A 16,653-nucleotide genomic window follows, 5' to 3' on the forward strand; every position below is an offset into this window, starting at 1 on the left:
CCTCACTCCCCCTCAAGTAAAGCGTGGAAGGAAAGATTTTTCACCGTTTTTCCTTCTTCCAGCCGTTGAAGGACTTTCCTTCCACGATTTGATAGTTTGTAGTACTTCCCCTTTTGTTCCCAAGAAGAGTCCAACAGCTTGTCCTGTTCCATTTTGTGAAGGGCGGTGTAGAGGAAACCGTGTCTATCCTCATATTGCTTGATTCCCCTGCTGCGAAGATTCTTAAGGAGTTCATGTCCGGTTTTCTCTTGAACGAGTAATTGTAGTAAATGCAACAGGATGTCTTGGTCATTTCCTTTGGAGTTCTGTATTCCTCTATTGATCATCTGCTTTTTCTTTTCTGTAAAAGGCATTTGATTAAATGAACCATGATCCATCGCTTTTCTTAGTCTTTTTAAACGTTCCTCCATCATCCATTCACCAGACCTTCCTTTAATAATTGCTTTGCTCTCCTTAATCTTGTTTTTACCGTATTTTCCTTCACACCCAAAAGGATGGAGACCTCTTTTATCGATCGCTCTGCATAGTAATGTAGATAAATGATTTCTCTATATTTTAATGGAAGTCCGAGCACAGCTCTTTCCAGTTCCCGGTCCTCATTCCTCTGAATGACATCCCCTTCGACTGAACTTCCGGAACTCATCATCTGAAAATGTTGATCTTCTTCCGTAAACACCTTTCGCTTATACCAGCTATTCAAATAATCTTTACAATGATTGATCGCTACCCGCCATATCCACGTACGCAAGGATGACCGGCCTGAAAATGTATCCATCTTCTTGTACACTTTTATAAATATTTCCTGAGTTAGGTCGTCAGCAGCCTGTTCTTGACGTACATATGAGAATACTAGCTTCCACACATCCTCCCCATACTGCTCCACGACGTCCTCAATTGTTGCACTTTCCATTGATTTTAATCTCATTTCGGATAGTTCCCCCACTGTCTTCCCTCCCACTTCATTAGACGGAACAAAGTCAGGATAGGTTTTCCAAAAAGTACAGCTTTTGATAAATTTTTAAAAATACCACAGGGACAGGTCCATTGGCTCACTTAGAGCCGGGGGACCTGTCCCTCTGGCTTTTTTTTATATACCATGTTCAATGCACGGTTTTTCACCCATAGTATTCCTCTTGTTCCACGGATGTAATATAATGGTAAAGAATAGAATGATATATGTGAGGTGAGATCGCCCGTAGGAAATTACACGTCTAAAAGGAGAAAAAATATGGAACTTAAACGAACCGGCCTACTACTATCCTGTCTCGCCATTCTCACCTTTGCCGTGGTGAAGGCGATTGAAGAAGCAGCTCGGTATATGTCAGATGGCTCTTTCAACTTTATCGGATGGTACCTCTACGCTTTAATTTTTTTGGTTTTCCTGGTTGGAATCACCTGTTTTTTCTACAAAAAACAAGAGTCATAGACCGCTTCTATGACTCTTCTATCAAACTCGATCCAACACTTCAAACGTCTTCCCCGCGACATCCACCTCATACCCTGCTTCAAACTGCCCCATCAATAACCGCAATCCATTTTCACGGTCTTTAAGGTTTTCTTTTTCATTCAATAGTTGTATTCCATAGGACGCAATATCCGCTACGACCCTCTCATTCCGGTAATACGCAAGAAGGACCGGGTCCAATTCAATTTCTCCATACCCCTTGTAGAAGAGGTCAATGTGTTCTGACTGCTCATCCTTGAAGCACAGGCCCAGTCCGACTCCGGGGAACATCAAATCCCTTTCGACCGGCGCCATGACCGGATCGTCCCAATCGACGATGAACATGTTCCCATGTTGATCGATCATCACATTCCCAGGATGGATATCCCCGTGGCACATCACAAATTTGCTTTGATCCGTCCCTTGCAATTGCCGTCCAAGCTCCTCGGTCCGCTCCACCAGTGTCAGGATGTCCTTTCGTTTCCTTTTCCAAAAATCGGTGAGCTTCTGTGTCACTTCGTCTCGTGGACGGTCTGCATCAATTTCCCGGTCCAGTTCCCTAACTTTCTCACACCAGGGACCAGAGAAATCCTCTTGACGCAGTTGCTCTTGTAGTTCAATAGGGATACTTACAGAGTGAATGGATTTAAGGATGTGCCCGAATTGAATCGATTGTTTCTCGCTCAAAGACGTTTCAAAACCCGTTTTCCCCTCGACGAACGGAGAAAGGATCCAGTAGTACCCTTCAAGATGCATGACCAGCTCATGACTTTTCCCAGGAATCGGAGGGATGACGGATTCGATCCCTTTCATGCCAAGCTGATGAGTGATGTTGATCCCCGTTTCATTGAATGAACCCTGAATCAACTTAAGAAAATAGGTGTCTTCATGACCGGATTCCAATCGGTATACCGCTGCCTTGGGATCGTGTCCAATGGGCAGAAAGGTCACCTCGTTCACATATACATCATAGAGATCCTTTAATCCATCCTTGATTTTCTCATAGGACAGATCTGGTTTTCTTAACATCCATTTACTCCCCTATAGGAATGAACCCGGTGGATTTCAAGTCTCCAGCCGAACTCCTCCCCCGCTTCCACTTGGACCGATGGATGAAGAGCCGCTACCTGAATGGCTTCTTCTATCGTCTCCGCTTCAATGATGAACACGCTTCCGATCTTTTCTGCGCCCGCTTGAGGGTCTATCACCTTCACATGCCCGCCGCTTCTCCTTAACTGTTTCGCCCCTTGTTCCACGCCCACGTCCAGCAGTACTTTATCTGTCTTGTAAAATGTATCAAGATGGGGTCCGCACTCTGACATGATCGTATCAATTTCTTCCATTGATTTTGCATCCATTTTCTCCGCATTGTAGTAGCCTACGCATAGGAATTTCATGGGATCCTCTCCTTTTCTTGTCCCCATACCATTCTACATCATGTGCCTTTGCTCCTCTAAAAAAGAAACAGATCCGCATTTACCAAACATGCAGATCTGTCTCTATTAACACCTCACATACTTCCTCTTAAACCCGATCCGTCCCTTCTCCATCTGCTTCTCAATATCTTCGGCCGCCTTCAGGATACTGTTCTTCTTCCCTTCCCGTACCATTTCAACCGGCCCGATTTCCTTCGCCGTCTGGAGCGCTTGTTCATGAAGGGGCACATAGGAAACGCCTACTGTCGTGACGAAGTTATTCATCGAGGATTTCGTCCGCTCCGGTGCGTCATGAATGGTGTCTTTCACTTTCTGAAGCATTCCGGCAAGTTTCGTTTCGGAAAACGCTTCGTCCTTCCGGTTCCCCAGCAGCCAGCAGTAGCAGCTCCACCCCGCTGACATCTTCAGTTCTTCCCCGCTCTCGATCCATTTATCGGCCACTTCTTGAGCGATATCAGATTCTGATAGCGTGACCGCCACCACGTAGTCCGACAGCATATAGAAGTAGGCTGCTTCGATCCAGCGTTCAAAGTCCGCCTCGGTCATCTCTTTCGGATCGGCAATGATGCCGGCAAAGTACATGGCATCGTAATTCCCTGTTGCGTATAATTCCTCCGCAAGTGCCTGATCCTTCTTGATTTTCTTCGCGATGGGCTTCATGGCACCTGTTGCGACACCGAACACCGGCTCATGGGCACCATTCGATATGTACATTTTCTTACTTCGTTCCTTGCCGAGGGCTTCGAGCTCACTCATGACGGTTTCCAGATCCATCCTATTCACTTCCTTATCTTAAAATTACAATAAAACAGCATTGATCGGAGCATATCTTCGTATTTCATATTGTCTTCTCTATTTAGTTCATATAATGTCTACTGTCTTAATATACCTATTCTACCTCAAAAGGCCTTTTCCTTTTCATGATAAAAAAAGAGCTTCCATAAGAGACTCTTTTATGATTAAAAGGTCCGTCCCTCAAACCCTATCGAGGGACGGACCTTTTCAGTTATTCGCCTGAAGCCTGAACTCTATGTTTCATCTTACTATTCCCGATGACAATCCCACAAAGTATGATTCCGACGCCAATCCATTGCAGTGCACGGACCTCTTCATGAAGCACGAGAAAGGACATCAGTACAGCCACCGGAAGTTCGGATGCCGTTAAGATCGTGCCAAGTCCTGGTCCCACTTTGGGCATTCCGATTGAGAATAGAAGGGGTGGTAAAGCAACACCAAACAAGCCAAGTATGACACCATACCGCATCACACCCGTTAAAGTAGGAATATCCAATAGGAACACAGGCGGAAATAGTAAAAAGACAACAAGTAAACCACCGGTTGAGAGGATTGCACTTTTTAAGACGGGTGGAATATCTTTCCCAACAGAGCTGCTGAGGGACAGAAACGTCGCGAAGGAAATAGCTGCCAGCCCTCCCCAGACTGCTCCTTCCACCGAGAATGACACATTCCCTTGTAAGAGGGCACCTGACGCTAATAGGGAGCCGATAAGTAAAATGATGATCGAGACTATTTTCCCTTTAGTTGGTTTTTTCTTAAAGAAGACCCATTCAATCAACGTACCAATCCAAACAAATTGAAACAAGAAAATAATAGCAAGGGAAGCGTTCAGTGTTTCTAACGCTTGATAATACACTACCCCTGTCAATCCAAATGGAACTCCAGACACTAATAGTTTAAAAGCTTGAATGAGAGAAATACGTTTCTTCCTTGTGAACAGAACCAGAAGCCATATAAGTATAGTACCAAATAAAAACTGTCCACCCGTTACCTCTGTTACTGAAAAACCGGCTGAATAAGCCAATTTCACAAAAGTCGATAATATCCCATAACAGCATCCACCCAGAAAGACAAGGAACGCATAATGCCAAGCTTTCATTTTCCAGCCTCCTTCTTTTCAAATAAAAAAGCCACACAATCGATCATTCAATCGATTGTGTGGCGAAAATAGAGCGTTCACTCTACAAAAATCCACTTCCGTTAAGGTTTTAGTATGAACTATCTTTTAGTATAAGAAACACACATTTCCAGGTCAAGATATGATCTGAAAATAACATCTTAACTGCTCTTATGATTTTTTCTATTTTTCACAAATGCAATCATCAGCAGCACAATCGGGATCCCAACAAGTAGCGGAAGATGCAGCACGTACATGACCACCTTCAATCCTTCATGAATATGTTCCTGAAAATTCCTGGCAATCGCCATCGACATAAACAGAACAATCAGCCCCAATGGATAGGCGAGGCGGGATGGAGATTGCACTTTAAACAAGCTTGAAGTGCCGATAACCGCCGCATAGAATAAGATGCTGATCTTAAAGAAGATACCGATTATCAGACCAAGCATGAAAAAGACATCCAGGCGCTCCAGAAAGTCAGCCACCTGGATCGACTGGACCGTACTGAGAAGCGGAAATTGTGAGCGGGCTGTAAGATCCACACCCAGGACACTGATATTGATGAGCATCGTGAGAATCAGATTGATTCCGCTTAACCCTGTTGCACAGAACATGGTCATTTTCGCCTTCTTTGGATTATTCAAATACGGCAGTACCATAGTAAGGACGATGACTTCTGTGAAAGGAAAATACAAGGTTTGAGTAAACACCACTTTGAGGACCGGTGCAAGCCCTTCTTCAAGTACCGGCTGCAAGTTCTTAAAGTCAATCAGCCCGGACACGACAATCAGGATGAATCCGACGACCGAAAGCAGGAACATGAGCATAAAGAGCAGTTCCCCTGAACGTGCAATGACTTCGATTCCCTTTCGGACCGTGTAGATGATGACCAGCATCAACAGCGCATTGGCGATGAATAACGGCGTTTCCGGATACGCAAACGTTAAGAGCATTTCGCCAAAATCCCGCAGAACCCTTGAAGCATCATACATAAAGAAGAACAGATACAGGAATGCAAGGACCGTCCCTGCCCCCTTCCCGAGAATCTTCTTCATGTACTCCGTCGGCAGCAGATCGGGATAATACATATAAAGCTTATGGTACACGAGTAAAAGCACGAAGCTGACCAGCATCCCGATCAGGATGGCCAGCCATGCGTCCTGCTTTGCATCGATGGCAAGAGGGACGAGTAGTGCACTACCGAGTTCAAACAGGACCATCAAGACAAAGAGCTGAATGGCACTGATTTTGGCTTTTTCCACGTTACACGTCCCTCCTTCGTCTTATTCTCCTTCCAAACTTGACAGAAAAGATTTATTTCTGAGGCCGGCACGGCGGATATAAGCTTCCACCGTAACGTCCACCTGTAATTCCGGGAAATAGACCTCGTTCCACATCGCTTTTAGTTTTTCCCAATCATCCGGTCTTGAACGCCGGATCACTCCGTCAAACCCAAAGAAATCGGCTTGATTGGTTTTAGCCTGTTGAACCGCTTTCTCTATTTCACTCTTAATTTCTTTCTGCACCTTTTTCTCCATCTCAGAAATGACTTTTTCATCTGTAATATCTTCCGCCACATCAATTCCGCCGATCGTTCCTTCCACACTTGTATGGATGGTGATATGTGGTTTACCGTCCTTCATTTTCCCTGAAACGTTTGTTTTTTGCCGGTCGGCTTGATAGGCGACGGCATCCTTCTTTCCTTTCCAATCAATGTTAATGTCTGTAGCCTTTATTTTATCCAGGATCCAGACGGTTCCCCTTGCCTTTTTTCCATACGACCAATCCACTAATTTCCCTTTTTTCAAAAGGGCGATCCCACTGGCTTCTAACGTCGATTCAGGCTCACTTTCCTGAATGTTATCCAGTTGGCTCGCATGCTTCGGGTCCCCTATAAGCCGAAATCCTGATACGACGGTTGCCCCATCGGATGATTGCAAGCCTTTCATCACATCTTGGATCGACGTCTTCAACGTCTGCCCCCATTTCTGCTCTGAAAATTCCAATGTCTTCAACACTTTGTTTGCCGGGATTTTATCCACTGGGGTCAATGCCCGCAACAAATCTTCCGCCGTAGAGTGATTTGCGATGACCATGGTCGTCGTAATCCGGAATTCATGATCCCGGTCGATGGCATCGATGATGGTCGCAACGCCTTCTTCCCTTGCAAGCCCTTCCCCGACGACGACCAGATTGGCATGGGCATAATAGAGTCTGCGAGAAATTTTACTTGAAGCGCGCCTGCTTGCTTCAACCAGGTTATCCCCGGTTGCCTTATAGATGGTAACAGGCGGGCTTTGTGATCCGACTCCGCCTCCGCGCATGCCTCCTGCCACGTTACCGGGATTAATGATCTGCAGGGTCATCGAATATTTACCCTCCTCGGTTTTATCCACCCCCATGGCGGCCACGATGGCAAGATCGGTTAACTCCTTCTTGCTCCAACAGCCATTCAGGAAAAAGGGAATGATTATGATCAGGAAACACAGCGTCTTTTTACGAACCATTGTGGTCACCTTTTTCTGCGTCCCTGTTTATCATTCCACGGGAGGAAGGCGTCGAAGGGCCCTGCCCAGCCCCCTCCCGGATCGTGTTGGCGCTGATCAGTCGCGGCCTCTGTCTTAAGCTCCACCATGGTAAACGTACAAACGTATCTTTATTGTTCACCGGAATAAACGGGGCAAATGGCGCCATATAAGGAACACCAAAGGAACGTAGACCGCATAAATGAACCACCATGAACAGGAAGATTAAGATGATTCCGTAGAATCCGAAAGTCGCTGCCCCGATCATGAAAAGAAACCGGATCAAGCGGGCAGAAATCGCCATATCAAAAGACGGGGTCGCAAAGCTTGCAATGGCGGTCATTGATACGACAATAACCATCGCAGGCGACACGATGCTTGCTTGAACCGCAGCCTGTCCAATAACGAGGGCGCCGACAATCGAGACGGCGGATCCAATGGCTTTCGGCAAGCGGATCCCTGCTTCCCTCAGGATTTCAAATGTGATTTCCATCAGGAGGGCTTCCACGAATGCAGGGAACGGAACGGATTCCCTTTGGGCAGCAATGGCGACGATAAGCATCGTCGGTACCATTTCCTGATGGAAGGTGGTGACCGCAACAAAGGTCGCAGGGGCTATCAGGGAAATCGTAAACATCAAGATCCTCAGCAGGCGGATTGATGTCGCAATGTCAAAGCGCGCGTAGTAGTCCTCTGCTGACTGAAAGAACTGAATGAACAGTGCAGGAGCAATCAGGACAAACGGCGTTCCATCCACAAAGATGGCAATCCGTCCTTCAAACAGATTTCCCGCCACCACATCCGGTCGTTCCGTGTTAAAGATCGTTGGAAATGGCGTCATCGTCTGATCTTCAATCAGTTGTTCGACATAGCCTGATTCCAAAATGCTGTCGATATCGATTTTGTTGATTCGCCGGCGGACCTCTTCCACCACCTGATCATTGGCGATCCCATGTATGTACATAAGCGTCACATCTGTTTTCGTGACGCGTCCCACCTTAAAAGATTCCATCCACAAATCAGGTGTCTTAATGATACGGCGGACCATGGCGGTGTTCGTATCAATTGATTCAATAAAGCCTCCCTTTGGACCGCGCACCACGACTTGAGTCGTTGATTCTGAAATGGAGCGGGTTTCGCCCCCTTTCGTACAGGCACTCAAAGCCTTCCCTATTCCCCCGATCAGGACAATGGTGTCACCTGCCATTAGCGATGCAAACAAGCTTTCCCAAGTATCAATGGAAGACACATTCCCCACTGTCATCATATCTTCCGTAATCAGTTCCAACGCATCGCTCTCATTTAGTTCTTCTTTATGTTCATCCTTCATCATGGACTGAAGCAAGAACTCCTGAATCGACTGATTATTAACGATACCTTCTATATAGACAACGGCCGTTTCAATTTCGGAATCCTTCCCCATTTTCAGTCGTCGGATAATGACGTCCGGACTGTTTCCTGTTTTATTTCGGATGAAGTTTAGATTGTCTTGTAACGAAACGTGGAGATGGTCTGGAGATGGTTCCGAGGAATTACTTTCAACATCATTCTTTCGGCTCTTTTTTGATTTACGATCCTTAAAGAAAGAAGGCATAGATTGCAACACCTTTCTCTTATTTTTTATTACTTTAACCATAAGAGGGGGAATTATGTAATTTTTAACAACGTGTGGCCGTATGAACCTGGCTAACAGGGAGGAACCTAAGAGGAGGAGTGTGATTCAGAGTGAAAATCATGGGTATTACTTTATTGATGCTGGGATCAATGATCGCTTTTTCCCTGGGCCTTGACCTTTTTCAGGGATACACGATGAGGGAAGCATGGCATAATGCCATAAGTCCGTTTCGGGTGATGGAAGTGGCAGAATTATTCGTGCTTTACTTTCTTCTGCTCCTTTTGATAGTGAACATAGGAATCCAATATTTCAAAAAAAGAAAGGCGAGTAATTGAGAATTTCTGAACTGTTAACATCCTCCAAGCTTCAGGCTTTCCATTCAGATTCTAATCTTCTATAATAATAATTAAGAATTATTATAATTATCACACTATTAATGTGATAGTTGCTTCACCCTATTTTTCAAAACAGGAAGGTGAATCGTAATGGAAAAAGAGAATCGCCCTGATCAAAAGGATCACTCCGCTGCATCAGGAGAATGTCCGTTCACTCATCACAAGGATAGTGCCATCACGACGACGACAGCCCCTGGGGGAACCACGAACAAACACTGGTGGCCGAATATGCTTAACCTCAGCATCCTTCGCCAGCATGACCGGAAGTCAAACCCGATGGGAGAAGACTTCAATTATAAGGAAGAATTCGCAAAGCTTGATTACGATGCCCTGAAGAAGGATCTTCACAACCTGATGACAGACAGTCAGGATTGGTGGCCGGCCGACTACGGTCATTACGGTCCATTCTTCATCCGCATGTCATGGCACGCGGCAGGTACATACCGTGAAACCGACGGACGCGGAGGCGGCTCGTCAGGTGCACAGCGCTTTGCGCCACTTAACAGTTGGCCGGACAACGTCAACCTTGATAAAGCCCGCCGCCTGTTATGGCCGATCAAGCAAAAATACGGTAACATGATTTCATGGGCTGACCTGCTTGTGCTGACAGGGAACGTCGCCCTTGAATCCATGGGCTTGAAGACGTTCGGATTCGGTGCCGGTCGCGAAGACATCTGGCATCCTGAAGAAGACGTGTATTGGGGAAATGAGAAGGAATGGCTTGCCGACAACCGATACTCAGGCGATCGTGAACTTGAGAATCCACTCGCTGCCGTCCAAATGGGGCTCATCTATGTAAATCCTGAAGGACCGAACGGCGAACCCGATCCACTGGGAAGTGCCCGGGATATCCGTGACACATTCGGACGCATGGGGATGAATGACTACGAAACCGTTGCCCTCGTAGCAGGAGGTCACACATTCGGGAAAGCCCACGGAGCTGGTGACGCCGAGCTTGTCGGAGACGATCCGGAAGCGGCTGACATCGAAAACCAGGGACTCGGCTGGATCAGTTCATACGGCAGCGGAAAAGGCCGCGACACGATTTCAAGCGGTGTCGACGGTGCCTGGACGACGAATCCGACGAAATGGGACAACGGCTACTTCGACCTCCTCTTCGGCTACGAATGGGAGAAAACAAAGAGTGCAGCAGGTGCATCCCAATGGGCACCGGTCGGCATGACCGAAGAACATATGGCTCCGGACGCAGAAGATCCATCCATCAAAGTGAAAACGATGATGACGACGGCGGACATGGCGCTCCGCATGGATCCTGATTACGAGAAGATTTCCCGTCACTTCCATGAGAATCCGGACGAATTCGCCGAAGCTTTCTCACGCGCCTGGTTCAAGCTCCTTCACCGCGACATGGGACCAAAAGCAAGATACTGGGGTCCTGAAGTGCCGCAAGAAGACTTGATCTGGCAGGATCCGGTACCGGCGGTGGATTATGACTTATCAGATAGTGAAGTGGCTTCGTTGAAACAGCAAATTCTGGACACAGGCTTAACGGTAAGCGAGCTTGTTAAAACGGCCTGGGCTTCCGCTGTCACCTATCGCGGTTCCGATATGCGTGGTGGAGCAAATGGTGCACGCATCCGCTTAGCTCCTCAGAAAGATTGGGAAGTAAATGAACCGGCTCAACTTGAAAAAGTCCTTGGTGTCTACCAAGACCTTCAAAGCAAGCTGGATAAAAACGTGAGCCTGGCCGATCTCATCGTATTAGGTGGAAACGCAGGTGTCGAAAAAGCCGCCCGTGATGCAGGCTTCGACGTAACCGTTCCATTCTCACCTGGCCGCGGTGATGCAACGGCCGAACAGACCGATGCCGAGAACTTCGGTGTACTGGAACCGGTCTCAGACGGATTCCGCAACTACCAGAAGCAGGAATACGCCGTCAGTCCGGAAGAAATGCTCGTGGATAAATCACAGCTTCTAGGTTTGACCGCACCTGAAATGACTGTTTTGATTGGCGGCATGCGTTCCTTAGGCGCAAACCATGGCGATTCGAAGCACGGCGTCTTCACGGACCGTGTCGGTGCATTGACGAACGACTTCTTCGTCAACCTCCTAGACATGGGCATTGAGTGGAAACCGGCGGGCTTCAATCAATATGAAGGCCGCGACCGGAAGACCGGTGAAGTCGTGAGAACGGCTACCCGCTTTGATCTTGTATTCGGTTCGAATTCTGTACTTCGTGCCTTGGCTGAAGTGTATGCGCAGGATGATAACAAGGAGAAATTCGTCCGTGACTTCGTTGCCGCGTGGGTGAAGGTGATGGATGCGGATCGGTTTGATTTGAGATAGACTGTAAGTTGGCCTCTTCCTCGATGGAAGGGGCTTTTTTTATGAAGATTAAAGAAGATTCGACACGTGGGATTTAACAATTGATAATAGTCGATTTACGCTAAATCATATTATTTGAGGATGGATAATCAGAACTCCGGTTCATAACAGCTCATAACCGGACCTATTTTGTGACTGCAGCTAAACCAGACAATCTATGCCCTCTTCAGACTTTATACAGCCTTTCCCTTCCACAAACTCATTGACAAATCCACCTGCCTCAATTATTATCAACAAATCAAACAGACGGTTTATATATCGCCTAAAGGACGTGACCACTCATGATCATAACCAAATTTTACAGAAAAGTATTCGAACTGAACGGCCATCCAGTCATCGCAAAAGGATTGCGGAGGTTCGCCCAATCAAAAGTAAGTAAACCTTTTATCGCCTCTTTTGCCAAAGTCTATAAGTTGAACATGGAAGAAGCGACCCGCGGACTCCGTGAGTACGGTACACTTCATGATGTTTTCACACGGGAACTGAAGCCGGATGCACGACCGGTAGCTGATTCTCCCGATGCATTCGTCAGCCCATGCGACGCCTATCTCTCCGTCGTCGACGATTTGACCCCGGAGAGTACATTCATGGTCAAAGGGCAGGATTATACGGTGGAAGAACTACTCGGGTCTAAAGAGAAAGCTGCAGCGTTCGCAGGCGGACAGGTTCTCATCTTTTACCTGAGCCCGACTGATTACCACCGGGTTCACGTGCCGATCGATGCACGGGTTGAGGAAGTATACACACTCGGGAGACACGCCGATCCCGTGAACGAACTTGGACTGAAGCACGGTCTCCGTCCCCTCACACGAAACTACCGCCTCGTCTCCCGCTTCGATGTGGCCGGATCGCCTCTTGCCCATGTGATGGTCGGGGCGTTGAATGTGAACTCGATTGTCCGGACAAACACGTCTGACGTCGTTCATCGGGGAGATCCTTATGGATACTTCTCATTCGGCTCGACGGTCGTTCTTTGTGTGCCGAAAGGGAAGTTCGGCTTCACGCGGGATAAAGGACCGGTGAAGATGGGTGAGGAAATTGGTAAGTGGCATTCATAAATAAGAGACCCCTGCTCTTTTTAAGGGTGACTATAAAAAAGTAAAACTCGCCGGTGTACATTTGGCGAGTTTCTTTATTAAATAGGCTTTTAGATAAGCGGAGGTTTTCCGGTTATATATAGAGTAGAGCTTGTGTTGGAGGTAAATAAGCGGAAATTTTCCGCTTACGCAAGAAAAAAACAGTCATCTCAGTATTTTTTGAGTCAATAGACGGAATATTTCCGTCTATTTCAGCCTTTTTAGAAGTTCTATACTACTTAAGCGGAATATTTCCGTCTATTTATTTATCTGCTCTGGGGGATTAATCTGATCTCCCAACCAATATAACCGGGCATTACGCCCCGATACTCTCCCGTACGTCTTCCTCTTGTACTTCCACTCGCTTCTCCAACTTATACACAAGCACTCCGCCAATCAACAGCGCAATCCCAAGAATCTTCTCCCAGGACAACGCAGACGGTTCAAACCCGAACCAGCCTCCTGTGTTGACGATGAACGCGATCGTAATCTGCGAAATAAGCGCAATGGAAATCGCATAAGCCGGCCCGATCAGCGTGACGCCCCTCATCAGGAAGAACACAATCCCGACACCGAACACCCCGCTGAAAAGAAAGACAGGATTGACCCCACTGAAATCAAACAAACTTTTATCTTCCATACTATAAAAAACCGGCAGTGAACAGACGAGACCGAGACCAAGGACCAGGCTTGTCGTCGCCCACGGTCCTGTTTTTTCACTGACCCGTGCATTGAATACGTTTTGCAGGCTGATCAGAATACCTGCGATAATGGCTAATCCGATTCCGAACATGTGGATTCCTCCTTATTCATAGATGTTTCCTTTCGCAAGGATGCTGAGTTTTTCCAGATTCTTGATGGTGATGGAGCCGTTGACCCTCTCGATGAGATCATCCGTCGCCATCTTCTTCAACACCCGGTTCAAATGGCGATAGCTCGTGCCGATCCATTCGGCGAGCTCCATAAGATTGGACGTATGCATTTCCTGATGGAACATGGTCCCTTCCCCTGCTTCTGAAATTGAGAGCAGGTAGCTCGCAAGTCGCACTTCGACGGGATACAGCATATGCATGCTCGTGATATGCATTTCAGTATAAAATTTGTGTGCCACGGTATCAAACAGAAAGCGCATGATCGCTGGGTGACACTTCTCGAGTTTTGCCAAGTCCTCGAATGATAAGGATAGGAACACCCCGTCCGTGACTGCCTCCACCGAGTTCAAGACCGGTGTCCCCTTCGAATATTCCACATCCCCAATCAGGGCAAGGGGTCGCTTGAACCGGTTGATCAACAGTTTCCCTTCCGGCGTATGGGTGAAGATCTTGATTTTCCCCTCCAGGAGGAAATACAGTTCGTCGAGTTCTTCCCCTGTGGAAAAGAGCACATCACCTTTTTCAAACGAATACATCTTGATATTTCTTCTAAAGTCGGCCGGAAATAAATCGGCCAGCTCGAATTCATTAAAATAACGGTCTGGTTGAGCATCTTGGATTTCTTTCATCGTCATACTCCTTTTTTACAATTGAAACAGGATCACTCCTGCCAGCATCATCGTAAGTCCGACTGCCTGTCTCTTCGTCACAGGGATCTTCTTCTCCCCGAACCATCCACGTGATTCAATGAGGAAGGCCGTTCCGATCTGCGCCACAAGAAGGATGGCGATCGCCGCTGCCGGTCCGATGGTGTGAATCGCTGTCAGTTCTGAGAATACCACGATTACCCCGAACGTGCCTCCGATCAAGTACAGGAACGGCACCTGCCTGAAGCTCTTCCCTTTTCCATCCCGCACATTCATATATATCGTCATTGAAATGATAAATGCCACCAGGTGGACCATCGAAGTCGTATGCCACCCGCCGATCGCGTCACTCATCCGTGCGTTGAAAATTCCCTGCATCGTAATGCAAAGACCTCCAAACAGAGCAAATAAAGCACCTTTCATCGTTCATCCTCCTATTCTTTGTTCTATTAAATAGGAGGTTGGATTTTTGTGAAAGGACATATGTCCTAAGGGTGTGCAGATGGGGGTTTGGGTATGCGTTTTCATGTGGATTTCCTAGCGGCGGATCATTTATCGGCGAAATTTTCATTTTATCGGCGAAACGGGGACATTTATCGGCGAATTCAAATCCCGCCAATAATCCTCATTCTGAACACAACCCATATGGTAAAATGTAACAAGGAGGAGATGCATATGAAAAAAGTGTTGGTATTTCTAACAGACGGCTTTGCCGATTGGGAAGCAAGTTACGTCACGGCGGAGTTGAACAAATTGTGGACGGGCTACAAGGTTCAAACCGTTGCCATTGATAAGGAGCCTAAGGTTTCCATGGGTGGATTGAAGGTTCTTCCCGACTACAGCATGGATGATGTTCTTCCAGACTTCCATATGCTGATTATGCCTGGCGGAACCACGTGGCGAGAAGAGAAGAATCAGAAGATCCAGAAGCTTGTGAAGGAATGTTTCGATAAAAACATCTCCGTCGCCGCCATTTGTGACGCCACGACCTTCCTTGGCATGAACGGATTTCTTGATCACCATAAGCATACAGGAAATTCCCTTCCTTATCTAAAAGAAGGAGCCCCGGAGTATCGAGGTGAGGAGCACTACATAAACACACCATCCGTTCGTGATAACGGACTCGTCACAGCAAATGGAACGGCTTCACTTGAATTCTCCAGAAACATTTTGCTGGAATTGAATGTTGGTGACGAGAAGGGCATACAGAATTGGTATGAACATTTTAAAAAGGGCTCTGTTCCTAGCTAAGGAGCCAGGGGGACAGGTCCCGTGGCTCCTTCTTCATTCCGCACATAATGAGAGGGACGGACTATAGGTCCGTCCCTCCCACCTTCTATCTAGTTCCCATAAACCGACCCGGTCGATGAACTTAATACGCCATTGACGGCATCTAAGACATAGGAAAAACCACTGTGATTCGTCCAATTCGTCATATCGATCGTATCTCCGTTATTCAGCTTGATGACGTCAATGTTGCTGATAGAAAGAGGGGATACTTGGCCCGGCTGTGAAGAAGCTTTAGCCAGATAGACCGATTGATTCGTCCCTCCAGGCTGTACGGCGACCCTTGCTGATCCATCAGCTTCCACTAAAAGAGCCGTCTGCTCATTCACGGCAATCCCCTTCGCCTCGGTTGTCCATCCGTCCAGTAGATTCCTTGATAAGAACCCAACCAAACGCCCCATCCGGTCACGCTGCTCGAAATGACTGTCCGTGATGGTGTGGTCCAAGTAACGATTTTCGAGGAAGTTCCTAGAAAACGTCATATATCGGTTGTAAGGATCGGCCAACGCTTCGTCCGAGTAGACGGTCCCATTGGCAGCATCATACACAAAATACCCTTGAATCGCGAGTCCCGCTGACGTCCCACCGATTGGAATCCCCTTCTGGATCCTGGAGTTCAGTGCATCCTCCAGGGGAGTGCCTTCAATGTAATCTACATATAGGAACTGATCTCCACCAGCAAAGAAAACCGCTTCAGCATTCTTCACTTTATTCAGTACAAAGCTGTCATAAGAAGCGTTCCGGTTTTTCAACAGAATGGTTTCCACTGAATTCAGCGGGGACTGGTTGTCGGCAGCTAAATCATATAAGTACTGATTATATCCGTCACTGCCTGATGTTCGAAGTACAACGAAGTCTCCTCCATTCGCCTTCTCTGCCATCCATCTCATCGCCTCATCCACGTCTGTCGATCCGCCCATCAAATTCACACCGTACGTCGTCTGAGTCGTAACATCTGCATCTGCTTCACTTCCATAAGGGTAGTACGTATAACTGCTTCTTGCAGCACCTGCCGTCACCACGGTGCTTCCCCATAAAACGATGACCAACCATCCTGCAATCCATTTCTTCACATGCTCGTCCTCCTTTTTA

The 16,653-nt window shown here is 47.2% G+C and carries 18 protein-coding genes; 5 read left to right on the forward strand and 13 right to left on the reverse strand.

Features of this window, described 5'->3' with window-relative positions; genetic code table 11:
• Nucleotides 1–2: 2 nt before the first annotated feature.
• Nucleotides 3–410 carry a PadR family transcriptional regulator gene (locus KYJ26_RS11985; protein ID WP_219167500.1) on the reverse strand — a complete coding sequence of 136 codons (408 nt, stop codon included), beginning with the start codon at nucleotides 408–410 and terminating at the stop codon, nucleotides 3–5.
• Nucleotides 410–925: a sigma-70 family RNA polymerase sigma factor gene (locus tag KYJ26_RS11990; RefSeq protein ID WP_219167854.1), complete on the reverse strand. Its 516-nt coding sequence runs from the start codon at nucleotides 923–925 to the stop codon at nucleotides 410–412. Before KYJ26_RS11990 ends, KYJ26_RS11985 begins: the two co-directional genes overlap by 1 nt.
• A 303-nt stretch (nucleotides 926–1,228) precedes the next feature.
• On the opposite strand from KYJ26_RS11990, the gene KYJ26_RS11995 reads away from it, so the two are divergent.
• Nucleotides 1,229–1,426, forward strand: coding sequence for a hypothetical protein (locus tag KYJ26_RS11995; RefSeq protein WP_219167501.1), 198 nt, complete (start codon nucleotides 1,229–1,231; stop codon nucleotides 1,424–1,426).
• A gap of 21 nt (nucleotides 1,427–1,447) precedes the next feature.
• On the opposite strand, the gene KYJ26_RS12000 is transcribed toward KYJ26_RS11995, so the two are convergent.
• The 7 genes from KYJ26_RS12000 to KYJ26_RS12030 all read right to left on the reverse strand — a co-directional run bounded on the left by KYJ26_RS12000 (nucleotide 1,448) and on the right by KYJ26_RS12030 (nucleotide 8,917).
• On the reverse strand, nucleotides 1,448–2,473 hold the full coding sequence (locus tag KYJ26_RS12000) for a phosphotransferase (RefSeq protein WP_219167502.1): 1,026 nt from the start codon (nucleotides 2,471–2,473) through the stop codon (nucleotides 1,448–1,450).
• Nucleotides 2,467–2,841 (reverse strand): YciI family protein, encoded by a 375-nt coding sequence (locus KYJ26_RS12005; protein ID WP_219167503.1) that lies wholly within the window; start codon nucleotides 2,839–2,841, stop codon nucleotides 2,467–2,469. The genes KYJ26_RS12000 and KYJ26_RS12005 overlap by 7 nt, the downstream gene beginning before the upstream one ends.
• A gap of 105 nt (nucleotides 2,842–2,946) precedes the next feature.
• A complete protein-coding gene (locus tag KYJ26_RS12010) occupies nucleotides 2,947–3,654 on the reverse strand; it encodes a DNA alkylation repair protein (protein WP_219167504.1) in 708 nt (235 codons plus the stop codon).
• A gap of 232 nt (nucleotides 3,655–3,886) precedes the next feature.
• Nucleotides 3,887–4,777, reverse strand: a complete 891-nt coding sequence (locus KYJ26_RS12015) for an EamA family transporter (protein WP_219167505.1) — start codon at nucleotides 4,775–4,777, stop codon at nucleotides 3,887–3,889.
• Between the two features lie 179 nt (nucleotides 4,778–4,956).
• Complete coding sequence (locus KYJ26_RS12020; protein ID WP_219167506.1) at nucleotides 4,957–6,060, reverse strand: GerAB/ArcD/ProY family transporter; 1,104 nt, start codon at nucleotides 6,058–6,060, stop codon at nucleotides 4,957–4,959.
• Between the two features lie 21 nt (nucleotides 6,061–6,081).
• Nucleotides 6,082–7,305 carry a Ger(x)C family spore germination protein gene (locus tag KYJ26_RS12025; RefSeq protein WP_219167507.1) on the reverse strand — a complete coding sequence of 408 codons (1,224 nt, stop codon included), beginning with the start codon at nucleotides 7,303–7,305 and terminating at the stop codon, nucleotides 6,082–6,084.
• Nucleotides 7,295–8,917 (reverse strand): spore germination protein, encoded by a 1,623-nt coding sequence (locus tag KYJ26_RS12030; RefSeq protein WP_219167508.1) that lies wholly within the window; start codon nucleotides 8,915–8,917, stop codon nucleotides 7,295–7,297. Before KYJ26_RS12030 ends, KYJ26_RS12025 begins: the two co-directional genes overlap by 11 nt.
• Nucleotides 8,918–9,057: 140 nt before the next feature.
• Here KYJ26_RS12030 and KYJ26_RS12035 point away from each other — a divergent pair, with 140 nt between their 5' ends.
• The 3 genes from KYJ26_RS12035 to KYJ26_RS12045 all read left to right on the forward strand — a co-directional run bounded on the left by KYJ26_RS12035 (nucleotide 9,058) and on the right by KYJ26_RS12045 (nucleotide 12,737).
• Entirely contained in the window at nucleotides 9,058–9,273 is a 216-nt protein-coding gene (locus tag KYJ26_RS12035; protein ID WP_257475021.1) for a YczF family membrane protein, read from the forward strand.
• Nucleotides 9,274–9,423: 150 nt separating this feature from the next.
• Nucleotides 9,424–11,640, forward strand: coding sequence for a catalase/peroxidase HPI (gene katG, locus KYJ26_RS12040; protein WP_219167510.1), 2,217 nt, complete (start codon nucleotides 9,424–9,426; stop codon nucleotides 11,638–11,640).
• Nucleotides 11,641–11,960: 320 nt separating this feature from the next.
• The gene (locus tag KYJ26_RS12045) at nucleotides 11,961–12,737 is read left to right on the forward strand and encodes a phosphatidylserine decarboxylase (protein ID WP_219167511.1); all 777 of its coding nucleotides are present in this window, start codon (nucleotides 11,961–11,963) and stop codon (nucleotides 12,735–12,737) included.
• Between the two features lie 334 nt (nucleotides 12,738–13,071).
• Here KYJ26_RS12045 and KYJ26_RS12050 read toward each other — a convergent pair whose 3' ends face one another.
• The 3 genes from KYJ26_RS12050 to KYJ26_RS12060 are packed head-to-tail and all read right to left on the reverse strand — an operon-like array spanning nucleotide 13,072 to nucleotide 14,697.
• Nucleotides 13,072–13,548 carry a DMT family transporter gene (locus KYJ26_RS12050; RefSeq protein ID WP_219167512.1) on the reverse strand — a complete coding sequence of 159 codons (477 nt, stop codon included), beginning with the start codon at nucleotides 13,546–13,548 and terminating at the stop codon, nucleotides 13,072–13,074.
• 12 nt (nucleotides 13,549–13,560) lie between these two features.
• Nucleotides 13,561–14,256 carry a Crp/Fnr family transcriptional regulator gene (locus KYJ26_RS12055; RefSeq protein WP_219167513.1) on the reverse strand — a complete coding sequence of 232 codons (696 nt, stop codon included), beginning with the start codon at nucleotides 14,254–14,256 and terminating at the stop codon, nucleotides 13,561–13,563.
• Between the two features lie 15 nt (nucleotides 14,257–14,271).
• Complete coding sequence (locus tag KYJ26_RS12060) at nucleotides 14,272–14,697, reverse strand: DMT family transporter (protein WP_219167514.1); 426 nt, start codon at nucleotides 14,695–14,697, stop codon at nucleotides 14,272–14,274.
• 252 nt (nucleotides 14,698–14,949) lie between these two features.
• Here KYJ26_RS12060 and KYJ26_RS12065 point away from each other — a divergent pair, with 252 nt between their 5' ends.
• Entirely contained in the window at nucleotides 14,950–15,525 is a 576-nt protein-coding gene (locus tag KYJ26_RS12065) for a type 1 glutamine amidotransferase family protein (RefSeq protein ID WP_219167515.1), read from the forward strand.
• Between the two features lie 89 nt (nucleotides 15,526–15,614).
• Here the strand turns inward: KYJ26_RS12065 and KYJ26_RS12070 are convergent, their stop codons facing one another.
• On the reverse strand, nucleotides 15,615–16,634 hold the full coding sequence (locus KYJ26_RS12070) for a cyanophycinase (RefSeq protein ID WP_219167516.1): 1,020 nt from the start codon (nucleotides 16,632–16,634) through the stop codon (nucleotides 15,615–15,617).
• Nucleotides 16,635–16,653: the final 19 nt, after the last annotated feature.

Origin of the sequence: Rossellomorea orangium (assembly GCF_019334305.1) — a bacterium.
Taxonomy (GTDB): domain Bacteria; phylum Bacillota; class Bacilli; order Bacillales; family Bacillaceae_B; genus Rossellomorea.

What these genes read in the sequence shown, in the direction of transcription:
- KYJ26_RS12010 (WP_219167504.1), bottom strand. Translation starts at nt 3,654, where the DNA reads ATGGATCTGGAAACCGTCATGAGTGAGCTCGAAGCCCTCGGCAAGGAA.
- KYJ26_RS11990 (WP_219167854.1), bottom strand. Translation starts at nt 925, where the DNA reads ATGAGATTAAAATCAATGGAAAGTGCAACAATTGAGGACGTCGTGGAG.
- KYJ26_RS12025 (WP_219167507.1), bottom strand. Translation starts at nt 7,305, where the DNA reads ATGGTTCGTAAAAAGACGCTGTGTTTCCTGATCATAATCATTCCCTTT.
- KYJ26_RS12000 (WP_219167502.1), bottom strand. Translation starts at nt 2,473, where the DNA reads ATGTTAAGAAAACCAGATCTGTCCTATGAGAAAATCAAGGATGGATTA.
- KYJ26_RS12005 (WP_219167503.1), bottom strand. Translation starts at nt 2,841, where the DNA reads ATGAAATTCCTATGCGTAGGCTACTACAATGCGGAGAAAATGGATGCA.
- KYJ26_RS11985 (WP_219167500.1), bottom strand. Translation starts at nt 410, where the DNA reads ATGGAGGAACGTTTAAAAAGACTAAGAAAAGCGATGGATCATGGTTCA.
- KYJ26_RS12065 (WP_219167515.1), top strand. Translation starts at nt 14,950, where the DNA reads ATGAAAAAAGTGTTGGTATTTCTAACAGACGGCTTTGCCGATTGGGAA.
- KYJ26_RS11995 (WP_219167501.1), top strand. Translation starts at nt 1,229, where the DNA reads ATGGAACTTAAACGAACCGGCCTACTACTATCCTGTCTCGCCATTCTC.
- KYJ26_RS12050 (WP_219167512.1), bottom strand. Translation starts at nt 13,548, where the DNA reads ATGTTCGGAATCGGATTAGCCATTATCGCAGGTATTCTGATCAGCCTG.
- KYJ26_RS12035 (WP_257475021.1), top strand. Translation starts at nt 9,058, where the DNA reads ATGGGTATTACTTTATTGATGCTGGGATCAATGATCGCTTTTTCCCTG.
- KYJ26_RS12015 (WP_219167505.1), bottom strand. Translation starts at nt 4,777, where the DNA reads ATGAAAGCTTGGCATTATGCGTTCCTTGTCTTTCTGGGTGGATGCTGT.
- KYJ26_RS12055 (WP_219167513.1), bottom strand. Translation starts at nt 14,256, where the DNA reads ATGAAAGAAATCCAAGATGCTCAACCAGACCGTTATTTTAATGAATTC.
- katG (WP_219167510.1), top strand. Translation starts at nt 9,424, where the DNA reads ATGGAAAAAGAGAATCGCCCTGATCAAAAGGATCACTCCGCTGCATCA.
- KYJ26_RS12030 (WP_219167508.1), bottom strand. Translation starts at nt 8,917, where the DNA reads ATGCCTTCTTTCTTTAAGGATCGTAAATCAAAAAAGAGCCGAAAGAAT.
- KYJ26_RS12060 (WP_219167514.1), bottom strand. Translation starts at nt 14,697, where the DNA reads ATGAAAGGTGCTTTATTTGCTCTGTTTGGAGGTCTTTGCATTACGATG.
- KYJ26_RS12045 (WP_219167511.1), top strand. Translation starts at nt 11,961, where the DNA reads ATGATCATAACCAAATTTTACAGAAAAGTATTCGAACTGAACGGCCAT.